At 45.9% G+C, this 12,541-nt stretch carries 9 protein-coding genes; 2 read left to right on the plus strand and 7 right to left on the minus strand.

Annotated elements, in window-relative coordinates:
- Positions 1 to 163 precede the first annotated feature (163 nt).
- Both ptsP and PH235_RS03020 read right to left on the minus strand, forming a co-directional pair.
- Complete coding sequence (ptsP, locus tag PH235_RS03015) at positions 164 to 1,897, minus strand: phosphoenolpyruvate--protein phosphotransferase (RefSeq protein ID WP_272160964.1); 1,734 nt, start codon at positions 1,895 to 1,897, stop codon at positions 164 to 166.
- Position 1,898: 1 nt separating this feature from the next.
- On the minus strand, positions 1,899 to 2,165 hold the full coding sequence (locus PH235_RS03020; RefSeq protein WP_068559983.1) for a phosphocarrier protein HPr: 267 nt from the start codon (positions 2,163 to 2,165) through the stop codon (positions 1,899 to 1,901).
- Between the two features lie 396 nt (positions 2,166 to 2,561).
- On the opposite strand from PH235_RS03020, the gene PH235_RS03025 reads away from it, so the two are divergent.
- Together PH235_RS03025 and PH235_RS03030 are read left to right on the plus strand one after the other, a co-directional pair.
- Positions 2,562 to 4,766 (plus strand): ATP-dependent Clp protease ATP-binding subunit, encoded by a 2,205-nt coding sequence (locus PH235_RS03025; protein WP_272160965.1) that lies wholly within the window; start codon positions 2,562 to 2,564, stop codon positions 4,764 to 4,766.
- 161 nt (positions 4,767 to 4,927) lie between these two features.
- Positions 4,928 to 5,203 (plus strand): DUF1827 family protein, encoded by a 276-nt coding sequence (locus PH235_RS03030; protein WP_068623254.1) that lies wholly within the window; start codon positions 4,928 to 4,930, stop codon positions 5,201 to 5,203.
- Positions 5,204 to 5,302: 99 nt separating this feature from the next.
- Here PH235_RS03030 and PH235_RS03035 read toward each other — a convergent pair whose 3' ends face one another.
- The 5 genes from PH235_RS03035 to PH235_RS03055 all read right to left on the minus strand — a co-directional run bounded on the left by PH235_RS03035 (position 5,303) and on the right by PH235_RS03055 (position 12,417).
- Positions 5,303 to 6,880 carry a peptide chain release factor 3 gene (locus tag PH235_RS03035; RefSeq protein ID WP_272160966.1) on the minus strand — a complete coding sequence of 526 codons (1,578 nt, stop codon included), beginning with the start codon at positions 6,878 to 6,880 and terminating at the stop codon, positions 5,303 to 5,305.
- A gap of 263 nt (positions 6,881 to 7,143) precedes the next feature.
- Positions 7,144 to 8,535 (minus strand): hemolysin family protein, encoded by a 1,392-nt coding sequence (locus tag PH235_RS03040; RefSeq protein WP_272160967.1) that lies wholly within the window; start codon positions 8,533 to 8,535, stop codon positions 7,144 to 7,146.
- A gap of 175 nt (positions 8,536 to 8,710) precedes the next feature.
- A complete protein-coding gene (locus tag PH235_RS03045; RefSeq protein WP_272160968.1) occupies positions 8,711 to 10,069 on the minus strand; it encodes an FAD-dependent oxidoreductase in 1,359 nt (452 codons plus the stop codon).
- A 180-nt stretch (positions 10,070 to 10,249) separates the two neighbouring features.
- Positions 10,250 to 11,353 carry an AI-2E family transporter gene (locus PH235_RS03050; RefSeq protein WP_272160969.1) on the minus strand — a complete coding sequence of 368 codons (1,104 nt, stop codon included), beginning with the start codon at positions 11,351 to 11,353 and terminating at the stop codon, positions 10,250 to 10,252.
- Complete coding sequence (locus PH235_RS03055; RefSeq protein ID WP_272160970.1) at positions 11,341 to 12,417, minus strand: M42 family metallopeptidase; 1,077 nt, start codon at positions 12,415 to 12,417, stop codon at positions 11,341 to 11,343. The genes PH235_RS03050 and PH235_RS03055 overlap by 13 nt, the downstream gene beginning before the upstream one ends.
- Positions 12,418 to 12,541: the final 124 nt, after the last annotated feature.

Raw genomic sequence — 12,541 nt, forward strand, 5'->3', positions numbered from 1 at the left:
TTGATATTTGTCACTCATCCCGCAGACCTACTTTTCAAAATATATCCGCCCGAAATGGGATGCGCAAATAACAGGAACTGTATATCCATGATCGGTTTAAAATCATAGGCACACAAAAAGACCAGGCATGCAAGCATGCCCGGCCTTTTTAACCTGAATCGGCTTAGTCTACTAATTTAGCTTTCATTTCTTCAACCAATGCAATGACTTCTTCAACAGTCGTACATTCATTGATCGCTTTGTCCGCTAATGTTTCCATTTCTTTGGAATCCAAGCGTTTCATCAAGCTGCGTGTTTTCAGGACGCTGGATGCGCTCATTGAGAACTCATCCAAACCAAGACCTACCAACAACGGAACCGCTGTTTGGTCGCCGGCCATCTCGCCACACATGCCAGTCCATTTGCCTTCAGCATGAGAAGCATCGATAACATGCTTGATCAGCGTAAGGATAGCTGGGTTGTATGGTTGATACAAGTAAGAAACTTGTTGGTTCATGCGGTCTGCCGCCATTGTGTATTGGATCAAGTCATTTGTTCCGATACTGAAGAAATCTACTTCTTTAGCGAATTGATGAGCTAAAACAGCAGCTGCTGGGATTTCGATCATGATACCTACTTGGATATCATCAGCGACTTCTACGCCATCGGCCAATAGATTCGCTTTTTCTTCTTCCAACATCGCTTTTGCAGCTCTGAATTCGTTCAGAGTCGAAATCATCGGGAACATGATGCGTAATTTACCGTAAACGGAAGCACGCAATAATGCACGCAGTTGTGTACGAAACATTTCTGGCTCAGCCAAACAAATACGGATTGCACGGTAACCCAAGAATGGATTCATTTCTTTCGGCAATTCCAAATAAGGCAATTCTTTGTCCCCACCGATGTCCATTGTACGAACAACGACAGGTTTGCCTTCCATGCCTTCCAAAACAGCTTTATAAGCATCGAATTGCTCATCTTCTGTCGGGAAGTCCGAAGAGTCCATGTACAGGAATTCAGTACGGTATAGACCGATCGCTTCAGCGCCGTTAGCGATAACGCCGTCCAAATCTTTAGGCGTTCCGATATTGGCTGCCAATTCGATATGTTTACCGTCTGCTGTCACTGTATCTGCATTCTTCAATTTGTGCCATTCAGCTTGCATCGCAGAAAACTCTTCAGCTTTCTTCTTGTATGCAGCTAATGTTTCTTCATCAGGATTGATGAAGACGTCGCCGTCCAAACCATCCAAAATGATGATATCGCCATCTTTGACGATTTGTGTGATCTCTTTTGAACCTACGATTGCAGGGATTTCCAAAGAACGGGCCATGATTGCGCTGTGGGATGTGCGTCCACCGATGTCGGTAACGAATCCTTTAACATAATCACGGTTCAATTGAGCGGTATCACTAGGAGTCAAATCTTTGGCAACGACGATCACTTCTTCAGTGATTGTCGATGGGTTAGGGATTTTAACACCCAATAAGTGGCTCAATACACGCTCGGTAACGTCGCGGATATCCGCTGCACGCTCTTGCATGTATGGATTGTCTTCCATCGCTTCGAACATACCGATGAACATGCCGGCAACATCAGAAAGTGCTGATTCAGCATTGACACCGTTGTCGCGGATGTTTGAATTCATTGATCCAATCATTTCTGGATCGGATAATACCATTAAATGTGCATCAAAAACTTGTGCTTCTTCTTCGCCAAGTGACACTGCCGCTTTGTCTCTGATTGCACTTACCTCTGATTTAGCGGTTTCAAAGCTTTGCAAAAGGCGAGCAATTTCGCCTTCTGAATCTTCCACTTTACGCTTCTCAAAGGATAGATCCGGTTCAGTAAGCAAATATGCTTTCGCGATTGCAATACCGTCACTAGCTGCTATTCCTTGTAAGTGGTTTTTCATATTACTCTGCTAGCCCTTCTTTTACCATTGTTTCAGTGATTCCAGCCATAGCGTCTGCTTCGTCCGGACCTTCTGCAGTGATGACAACATCAGCGCCTTGGCCTACGCCTAATGACATTACACCCATGATTGATTTTAAGTTAACTGATTTACCTTTGTATTCTAAATTGATGTCTGAATTAAATTTGCTTGCAGTTTGCACCAATAAAGTTGCTGGACGTGCGTGAATCCCTGTTTCTGCGATTACGTGATATTCTTTTCTTTCCATGTCATAAACCCCTTTTGAGATGTATTTATTTAAGGTATTTTTAATACGTTTCCATTATAACAGAAAAATGGGAAACCGGATCAAAAATAACCCTTTCATTGAATAAGATTACCATCTTTCGCTTTATACTACAACTGTTTTAACCAGATTCGTTCAAATTTTTGTCATAATTGCCGAAATGCCACTAATTTAATACAACCTTCCCAATAGGCGGATGCCGTCCCGCGGATAATTTTTTTGCTTTGTATAGGTCGTACCACTTGAAAGTCAAAATAGGTCAATGTATAATGGGGTCATAAGGTCAGAGTTGGTCAGGATACCTTCTCACGAGAATTCCTTAGCCGTTACTACTATAATATACATGTAGCTATGATCCATATAGAAAGGAAGATTGCCATGCTTTGTCAAAATTGCGAAAAAAACCAAGCTTCCATTCATCTGTATGCCAGCGTGAATGGACAAAGACGCCAAATCGACTTATGTCAGAGTTGCTATCAAGAATTCAAAGCCGCTCAATCGCAACAAAACAATCCGAACCCAAGATCCCAAGGCCCCGTAGACCCTTTTTCTTTCGGTAATCTGGATTCCTTCTTCAAGAAAATGCAGCAAAACCAAGAACAGAATTTCCAACAGCCACCTGCCCCAGAAGCTGCCCGTGGAGGCAAAGGCGGCGGCAAAAGCGGCTTGCTTGACGAATACGGCATCAACCTGACGCAATTGGCCCGCGATGGCGGCATCGACCCTGTCATCGGAAGAGACAGTGAAATCGCACGCGTCATCGAAATCCTGAATCGCCGCACGAAAAACAACCCGGTACTCACAGGGGAAGCCGGTGTCGGCAAAACAGCCGTAGTGGAAGGCCTTGCCCAAAAAATCGTGGACGGTGATGTTCCTCAGAAATTGCTGGACAAAGAAGTGATCCGCTTGGATGTCGTCTCGCTCGTCCAAGGAACCGGCATCCGCGGCCAATTCGAAGAACGGATGCAGAAGCTGATGGATGAAATCCGCGCGAACAAACAAATCATCCTCTTCATCGATGAAATCCATGAAATCGTCGGCGCAGGAAACGCTGAGGGAAGTATGGATGCAGGCAATATCCTGAAGCCCGCCCTTGCGAGAGGCGAACTGCAATTGGTCGGCGCCACAACGCTGAATGAGTACCGCAGAATCGAAAAAGACGCTGCATTGGAACGCCGATTCCAGCCCGTCCGCGTGAATGAACCGACACCTGAACAGACGTTGATCATTCTCCAAGGCATCCGTCCGAAATACGAAGATTATCATCACGTCAAATATTCCGATAAGGCACTGGAAGCGGCTGTCAAATTATCGCACCGCTATATCCAGGATCGCTTCCTTCCGGACAAAGCCATCGACTTGCTCGATGAGTCCGGTTCCAAAAAGAACCTGACCATTAAACCCATCGATCCGCAACAGATCGAGGAACGCATCGAAGCAGCGGAACAGGAAAAACAAGCAGCCCTGCATGCGGAAGATTACGAAAAAGCTGCCTATTATCGCGATCAGATCACAAATCTGAATAAGATGAAACAAAATCCGACGCCGGCCGATGGCGATCCCATCGTAACGGAACAGGATATCCAAAAGATCATTGAAATCAAAACAAATATCCCGGTCGGTGAGTTGCTTGAAAAAGAACAAACGCAATTGAGGAATCTTGATGCCGATCTGAAGAAAAATGTCATCGGCCAGGACGAAGCCATCGACAAAGTATCCAAAGCGATCCGCAGAAACCGGATCGGATTAAGCCGCAAAAACCGCCCGATCGGCTCTTTCTTGTTTGTAGGACCTACCGGTGTCGGCAAGACCGAATTGGCTAAACAGTTGGCAATCGAAATGTTCGGGACCGAGGATGCGATCATCCGCTTCGATATGAGCGAATACATGGAAAAACATGCCGTCTCCAAATTGATTGGTTCGCCTCCTGGGTACATCGGCTACGACGAAGCTGGCCAATTGACCGAGCGTGTCCGCCGCAGTCCCTACAGCATTCTGCTTCTCGATGAAGTCGAAAAAGCCCACCCGGATGTGATGCATCTCTTCCTGCAGATTCTTGACGACGGCCGCTTGACGGATTCCCAAGGCAGAACCGTCAGCTTCAAAGACACCATCATCATCATGACCAGCAATGCCGGCACGGGCGTCCAGGAAGCAAGTGTAGGATTTGGAGCAGCCATGAAAGGCAAGACGCATTCCATCCTGAACCGCTTGAGCGATTACTTCAAGCCTGAATTCATCAACCGCTTCGATGCGATCGTCGAGTTCAACCAGTTGTCCAAAGAGAATTTGAGCAGCATCGTCACGCTTATGTTGGATGACGTCAACGAATTGTTGAAGGATAAAGAAATCAGCGTTACCGTCTCACAGAAAGCAAAAGATCGCCTTATCGATCTGGGATATGACCCAAGCATGGGTGCACGCCCGCTGCGCCGCGTCATTCAGGATCAGATCGAGGACCAGGTAGCTGAATTCTACTTGGATAATCCGAAAATCAAAGATTTGTTTGTCGATGCAGATGAAGAAGGCAATCTGATGGTCGTCAGCAAAGTCGAACGCACAGAAACAACTGCATCTGAATAGGATACGCTTTCGCAAAAGGCAAGAGTTCATGAATGGGCTCTTGCCTTTTTCTTTTGAAAGGCCATGAAAATTATTCATTTATTTGTTTACCCTTTAAATAAATCAACAGTTGTTATATAATTATTCTATAAACAGCCAACCTAAGTTAGGGGTGTTCGTCCATGAAATTGATCGATGTTACAAATAGCCACGCTGATCTTGTACGTGAGCAATTGGCCAACACCGATGCTCAATTTGTCAAAGTGTATTCTTTGGGACAAACTACAGTCATCTTTACCGGTGCCGCAACACATGAGGATGTCATCATCCTCAACAAAAACCGTCGCGTAAAACAAAGCGAAATTGACTTTGTGCTGACGAAATTGTTGCACCTTACCGTTGACGATGTGGAGGTTATGCCTGGTCATAACTTCGTGGAGCTATCTCATCTGAAATGATTGACATTTTCTGCACTCGAAAAAAACTCTTCTTAACGCAAAACGCACACTGCTTTTCAGCAATGTGCGTTTTTTGTTTTGTTTTTTTGATAGGTCAAATCAAAGCAAAGCTGTCAATTTGACTTCCGGATACTTATCCTCGAACCAGCGCATAGCAAATTGGTTTTCGAAAAGGAATACGGGATTGCCGAAACGGTCGCGGCACAATAAGTTACGGCTTGATGACATGTTCGGATCCAGATCTTCCGAATCGATCCATCGGGCAATTTTGGAGCCCATCGGTGTCATTTCGACTTCCGCGTTGTATTCATGCAGCAAACGGTACTGGAACACTTCAAACTGCAATTGGCCGACCGCACCCAGAATGTAATCTTCTGTATGGTAGGTTTTGTATAATTGGATGGCTCCTTCTTGGACCAACTGTTGCACACCTTTATGGAAAGATTTCTGCTTCATGACGTTTTTCGGAGTGACTTTCATGAATAGTTCCGGTGTAAATTGCGGCAACGCTTCGAACTGAAGGCCTTTTTTGCCTTCATAGATCGTATCGCCGATCTGGAAGTTGCCTGTGTCGTACAGCCCGATGATGTCGCCTGCTACAGCCGTTTGCACTTGCTCACGGGAATCGGCCATGAACTGCGTCGTATGCGCCAGTTTGATCTTTTTGCCTGTACGGTGAACATAAACGTCCATTCCGGGTTTGAATTCACCGGAGCAGACCCGCACGAAGGCAATCCTGTCTCGGTGAGCCGGATTCATATTTGCTTGGATCTTGAAGATGAAGCCGGTAAAGTTTTCGTCCGTAGGTTCAACAATCTCTTCCGCTACGGTCACATGCTCACTTGGGCTTGGAGCAAAATCCACAAAGGCATCCAAAAATGTCTGGACGCCGAAGCCAGTCAAAGCTGATCCGAAGAATACAGGCGTCAGTTTCCCGGCTGCGATCGCTTCTTCCGAAAAGTCGTTGCCCGCCTCTTTCAGCAATTGAACATCTTCAACCGCTTGCGTATAGATGGTTGATTGCGTCACTTGATAATCGCCTTCGATTTCGCCTTCTTCATTCAGCGGCAGGAAATCGTTGTCTTCATTCTCTTCAGGATGAGTCAATTCCACGCGATTATTGTAGATGTCATACAGACCCAACAAATTTTTTCCCATGCCCATCGGCCAGTTCATCGGATAGGCATCGATTCCCAAAACTTCTTCCAACTCCGCAATCAGATCCATCGGCTCGCGGCCATCACGGTCCAATTTATTGATGAAGGTGAAGATCGGAATCCCTCTCATGCTGCAGACTTTGAATAATTTCTTTGTCTGGGGCTCAATACCCTTCCCGCTATCGATGACCATCACTGCGCTGTCCACAGCCATCAGCGTACGGTACGTATCTTCCGAGAAATCCTCATGCCCGGGTGTATCCAAAATATTGATCTGTTTTCCGTCATAATCGACCTGCATGACCGAACTGGTTACCGAAATACCCCTTTGTTTTTCGATATCCATCCAATCCGATTTGGCGAATCTGCCTGATTTTTTCCCTTTTACCGTCCCTGCTTGGCGGATTGCGCCACCGAACAACAACAACTGCTCCGTGATGGTCGTTTTACCGGCATCCGGATGGGAAATGATGGCAAATGTTCTTCTTGCTTTTACTTTTTCTGCTAATGTTTGAGTCATATTGTTCCCCTTTTTCCAAATATCTCTATCGTGACATCGTGAATGCTATCTAAACAAAAAGATAGCATGAGCAATATGCACACGCTAACCCACGATAATACCTTTGTTATTATACAAGAAATCCGAGCATTCCACAAGATTGTCATTGCGACAGTATCCGACCCCCAAATAGGGGTGGTATTCGTGTTCATACTGATCCCGATTGCAATAAAGCAGCCTCACCCAGACCGACTTTTATCGATCTTGGTGAGACTGCCCAACATTCATTTTGTTTCTTCTGTTAAATCAGCGGCTTCTTCAGCCTCTGCCTCGTCCTCTTTGAAACGTTCTTTTGCGGGCCGATCATTTTCGTTCATGTAAGATACTCCGACTTTCAGCAGACGGCGATTGTCGAACTCCAACGTTTTGATGACCAATCCGTTCTCTTCGATGGATGCTTCCTCATTTTCTTCCGGAAACTCACCCAACTCCGTCAACAGATAGCCGGCGATCGTATCGACATCGGCTGATTCAAGCTGCGTGCCAAAATAGTCATTGAAGCGATGCAATGGCGTAGCCCCATCGGCTTCGTATACATTATCGCCGATCCGTGAAATCAGCACATAGCTTTCATCGTATTCATCCTCGATATCGCCAACGATTTCTTCCAGAATGTCCTCCAAGGTCACAATCCCCACCATGCCGCCGTATTCGTCATGGAGCAAAGCAAGTTGGTTATGGCTTTTCTTCAGGTAGGACATCAATTCATCCGTCATGATCGTTTCCGGAACAAACAGCGGCTCATTCATGATTTTTCGCAGATCAATCTGATTTATAGGGGTGTTCTTGGATTCCTTCAACAGATTCTTCAGATGCAACACACCAATGATATTGTCCTTGTCATCTTCATAGATCGGTATGCGGGTATACGGGGAATCCAAGGCTGCTTCTATATTCGCCTCGACATCATCGTTCACATTCAGCATGAAGGTGTCCGTCCGCGGCACCATGACTTCACGGGCCATTTTGTTGTCCATGGAAAGCACCCCTTTCAGCATGTTGAATTCCATCCGTTCGATGGTCCCTTCATCGCTGCTCTTCTCCAGCAACTCGCGCACTTCTTCGCGCGAAAACATATCGTTGCCGCTCGTGAACGTGATCGGCGTCATTTTTTCCAGCACACTTGTGGAAAAGGACAAAAACCAAACGAAAGGTTTCATCAGCTTTTGGACGACAGTGATGAAGCCCGCACCTGCCCGCGCCACTTCTTCAGGGCGTTGCAATCCCAGCTGTTTCGGATACAGTTCACCGAAGACCAAGGAAATGTAGGAGAGCGCTAACGTCACGATCAGAATGGCAGCCTGTTCCGCTCCTGGTATATTGCTCAAATAGGGATCGAGTCTGGCTGCGAATGTATTGGCCGCCGAAGCACTGGAAAGGAAGCCCGCGAAAGTAATGGCAACTTGGATAGTCGCCAAAAAATCATCGGAATGGTCCAAAAGCGCCAAAATTTTGCGCGCTTTTTCATCCCCTTTGATGGCTTGATTTGCCACCCTATTTTTGTTCAGTGAAACAAATGCGATTTCGGATGCCGCAAAAAATGCGTTCACCAATGTCAATACCGCAATCAGCAGCAGTTGCCAAAGCAAGGTCTGATTACTGGGGTCTGTGGTCATAGATTGTTTCTCCTTCGTTTTTATATCTCTTTGAAAGTTCATTGTTACCTTTCATTATCTAATGACCCGGCCAAAAAAACAAGTGTTTTATCCGGAAACACCTTCCATCCCACAAAGAACCCCTCCGTTAATCACCGGAGCGATTAACGGAGGGGTTCCAAAAGATGGAATTGAATTATTTAGCAGCTAATTCTGCTTCTTGTTCCAAAGCTTTTTGAGCCAACAAGTTCAAGTAGTTCCAAGGACGGTCAAAATGAGGTTGGAAGAAGAAGTCGACAAGAGCCAAATCTTCGATCGTCATTTTGTTTTGGATAGCCAATGATAATGTATTGGCTGATTGTGTGATGTCATACTTGGACATCAGCTGTCCGCCGACGATGCGGTTCGTACCTACTTCGTAGACAAGTTTCATCAACACTTTTTCATTTGATGGCATGAATTCCGGACGGTAGAAATCTTCCAGAACTACGGAGCGTGTTTCAAGTCCGAAAGCTTCAGCACTTGCATCGTTTACACCGGTAGAACCGATAGTGAAGCCATTCAGGTACAATCCTGAAGTGGATTGGGTTCCACGGTATTTCATTTTAGGTCCGTTGATGTTTTTACCGACCAACAATCCCATACGCACAGCGTTTGTTGCCAATGGAATATATGCATGTCCGCCGTTCGGATTGTAGTTTACCGCACAGCTGTCGCCTGCTGCGTAAACGTCAGGCAAGCTTGTTTGCATGTAATCATTCACGATGATCGCACCGTTCTTCATCATATCCACTTGGCCTTTGACAAGGTCCGTATTCGGTCGGAAGCCTACGCATAAGATGACCATTTCAGCTTCGTACTCTCCGCCTGTTGTAACGACTGTAGTGATGTCTCCAGCTTCGTTCTCTTTGAAGCCTTTAACCATTTCATTCAATTGTACTTTTACGCCATGTGCGCGCAAGTCATCTTCAAGGATGTCCGTAAATTCGGAATCCAAATATTTATTCAAAATGCGATCCAAACCATCGACCAATGTCACTTCTTTACCGTCGTTAGCAAAAGCTTCAACTAACTCGATACCGATGTAGCCGCCGCCGACAACGACGATTTTCTTTTTATCGTCTTTGCGTGCGATGATTTCTTTTGCTTGGTTATAGTTTTTGCAAAGCAAAACATTTTTGCTTTGGATGCCTTCGATTGGCGGGATGATTGGCCATGAGCCGATCGTTAAAACTAACTTGTCATATGTGTCTTGAAATTCTTCGCCGGTAACTAAGTTTTTCACAGAAACAGTTTTAGCAGCTGTATCAATGTTTGTTACATCATGTTGCATGTTTACGTTTGCGCCTAGCGAAGCAAGCTCCTCAGGGTTAGAGTAGAATAATCCTTGTGGATCTTTCACGACACCGCCGACGTAAAGCGCAATCCCGCATGACAAGAATGAAACGTTGTCGTTTCTTTCATATACTGTTAATTCAGTACTTGGATTCTCCTTCAAAATTGTCTTCACTGCTGACGTTCCGGCATGTGTACATCCCACTACGATTACTTTCATTGTACTTCCTCCTAAAATTTCCGTATTAATATATTTTGCACAAACCAATTGCCGCCGTTCTCATAATTCATAATAAAAACTGCACAAATTGATTCGTTATGCCCTTAACACTTTTTACATAATAAAGGATTCCAAAGGTAAAAAGCAATCAATAACCCTTGGAATCCACATTAATTTTTATTATTCTTTATATAACACTTTTTTCTTTCTGTTTTTGACGTAACGGTGGACATATTGGACAATGGTTTTCACGACTGCATACGTGGGAATCGCCAATATCATTCCCAGAACGCCGGATATTTTGCCTACAGCCAACAGCAGAAACAGAATCGTCAGCGGATGCATATCCAAGGTTTTCCCCAAGACGTTCGGTGAAATGATGTTCGATTCCACTTGCTGTACCACCAACACGACGACACAGACCAACAGCGCTTTTGTCGGGGAGACTGTCAACCCGATTATAGCTGCCGGAATCAAGCCGATGTATGGCCCCAGGTATGGAATGATGTTCGTGATGGCTGCCGTGACTCCAAGCAGGAAGGCGTACGGAAGTCCGATCAGCAGATACCCGATAAAGGTGAATGTCCCGACGAACAGACATACAAGCGCCTGCCCGCTGATGTATTTGGCGATTGTTTTGTTGATTTCCTTGAACAAAGCAAGCACGTCCGAAGAATATTCATGCGGCAGCAATTGAGCGACCGCTTCAGGAAACTTATGCCCATCCTTCAGCATGTAGAAAAAAATCAACGGAATGATGACGACAAGCAACGCGATGTTAGCTACGGCCGAGAGCAGGGAACCGATGCTGCCCGTCAAGCCGTTCAGGAAGGCGCTGATGCTGCTTTGGACATTTCCGCTCAACTGAGACAATTGGGTCGGGATATCCAGTCGCTGAACCCATTCCTGTTCAATCACTTGTTGATAGAGTTTATTCAAGGAACGGACTACGTTAGGCAAATTCGTCAACAGTTCTCCGATTTGGCTTACGAGATTCGGAATGAGCCCCAGAAAAGAGAAAATGACGATGCCGATCAGCAGGACCATGACGATGAGGATGCCTAACGGTCGTTTGATGTTCAGCCTGTTCTCGAGCATTTCGATGAACGGAGTGAAAATATAATACAGAAACCCAGCCACAAGCACTGGCGTGAAGATCGTCGAGATGAAGGTGCCGATCGGATAAAAAATAAAGTCGATTTTGGTGGACACCCATATCAGGCACGCCATCACCAAAAGCCAAACACTCCAGTAAAGCAGATTCGTTTTCCTTAATTGTTCCATTCAATATCCCCTTGTTTCCCAGGCAGTTTGCCGATCATCGGAGCGGACAGGTACGCTTCCAACAGTTTGGAGCAGGCTTCCAAGGACTTCCGATGGGTGCGCTCATAAGCATGGCTTGCATCGATTCCCGGTCCAATCAAAGCGTGGCGGACGTCCCAACCCGCTTTCATGGCTGCGGAAGCATCACTGCCGTAAAACGGATAGATATCCAGCTTATAAGGAATCTCCTGCGATTCGCATAATCCGACCAACTGCTGCCGAAGTCCGAAGTGATAAGGACCCGATCCATCCTTCACGCAGATGGACACGGTATACTCGTCAGTCTGCTGGTCGTCGCCCATCGCGCCCATATCGACGGCCAAATATTCCACTGTGTGCGGCGGCATATTCGAGTTGCCCCCGTAGCCGATTTCCTCATTGTTCGAAAAGAAGAAACAAGTCGTGTAAGGCAGCGTCAATTTTCCGTCCGCGATGCGGTGCAGGAACTGCAGCAGGATAGCCGCGCTGGCTTTATCGTCCAGATGCCTTGATTTGATGTAACCGGACGGGGTAATTTCTGTCCGAGGCGCAAAACTGATGAAATCCCCTACGCCGATGCCAAGCGCAGAAACATCTTTGGCGTTGTGCACTTCTGCATCCAGCCGGATTTCCATATTGTCCTGGTTTCGTTCAGCTGTGCGCGCATCCTTATAAACATGGACGCTCGTTTGGTGCAGCAATATCGTTCCCGTCCAATCTTTTCCTGTGGCTGCACTATGGACCATACAATATTCCCCATCGATCGAATGATAAGTAAATCCGCCGATCAGGTCGATTTTCAGTCTTCCATCCGGTTTGATTGCGCGCACCATTGCCCCCAGCGTATCGATATGCGCCGTCACGAAGCGTCGGCTTTGGTCTTCGGCGCCTTTAACCGTCACCATCAGGCTGCCCTTATGATTTCTTTCAGGTTGGTACCCCTTCTGTTTCAGGTTTTCATCCAAAAAATCGATGATTTCCGCCGTATAACCTGTCGGCGACGGGATGTTTGTCAAATTTTGAATCGTTTCCATTATATTTTGCATCTTCTTCACTCCTCTTGCTGATTATATAAGTATAGCAAAAGAACCCAACAAAATGAGGCAAAAGCAATTAATTCAGACAAAAAATGTCGATTCAGGTAAAATAAGAAAAGAGGTTCCAACGAGC

It is taken from the genome of Trichococcus sp. K1Tr (assembly GCF_028309625.1).
GTDB lineage: Bacteria > Bacillota > Bacilli > Lactobacillales > Aerococcaceae > Trichococcus.

What these genes read in the sequence shown, in the direction of transcription:
- ptsP (WP_272160964.1), bottom strand. Translation starts at nt 1,897, where the DNA reads ATGAAAAACCACTTACAAGGAATAGCAGCTAGTGACGGTATTGCAATC.
- PH235_RS03020 (WP_068559983.1), bottom strand. Translation starts at nt 2,165, where the DNA reads ATGGAAAGAAAAGAATATCACGTAATCGCAGAAACAGGGATTCACGCA.
- PH235_RS03025 (WP_272160965.1), top strand. Translation starts at nt 2,562, where the DNA reads ATGCTTTGTCAAAATTGCGAAAAAAACCAAGCTTCCATTCATCTGTAT.
- PH235_RS03030 (WP_068623254.1), top strand. Translation starts at nt 4,928, where the DNA reads ATGAAATTGATCGATGTTACAAATAGCCACGCTGATCTTGTACGTGAG.
- PH235_RS03035 (WP_272160966.1), bottom strand. Translation starts at nt 6,880, where the DNA reads ATGACTCAAACATTAGCAGAAAAAGTAAAAGCAAGAAGAACATTTGCC.
- PH235_RS03040 (WP_272160967.1), bottom strand. Translation starts at nt 8,535, where the DNA reads ATGACCACAGACCCCAGTAATCAGACCTTGCTTTGGCAACTGCTGCTG.
- PH235_RS03045 (WP_272160968.1), bottom strand. Translation starts at nt 10,069, where the DNA reads ATGAAAGTAATCGTAGTGGGATGTACACATGCCGGAACGTCAGCAGTG.
- PH235_RS03050 (WP_272160969.1), bottom strand. Translation starts at nt 11,353, where the DNA reads ATGGAACAATTAAGGAAAACGAATCTGCTTTACTGGAGTGTTTGGCTT.
- PH235_RS03055 (WP_272160970.1), bottom strand. Translation starts at nt 12,417, where the DNA reads ATGCAAAATATAATGGAAACGATTCAAAATTTGACAAACATCCCGTCG.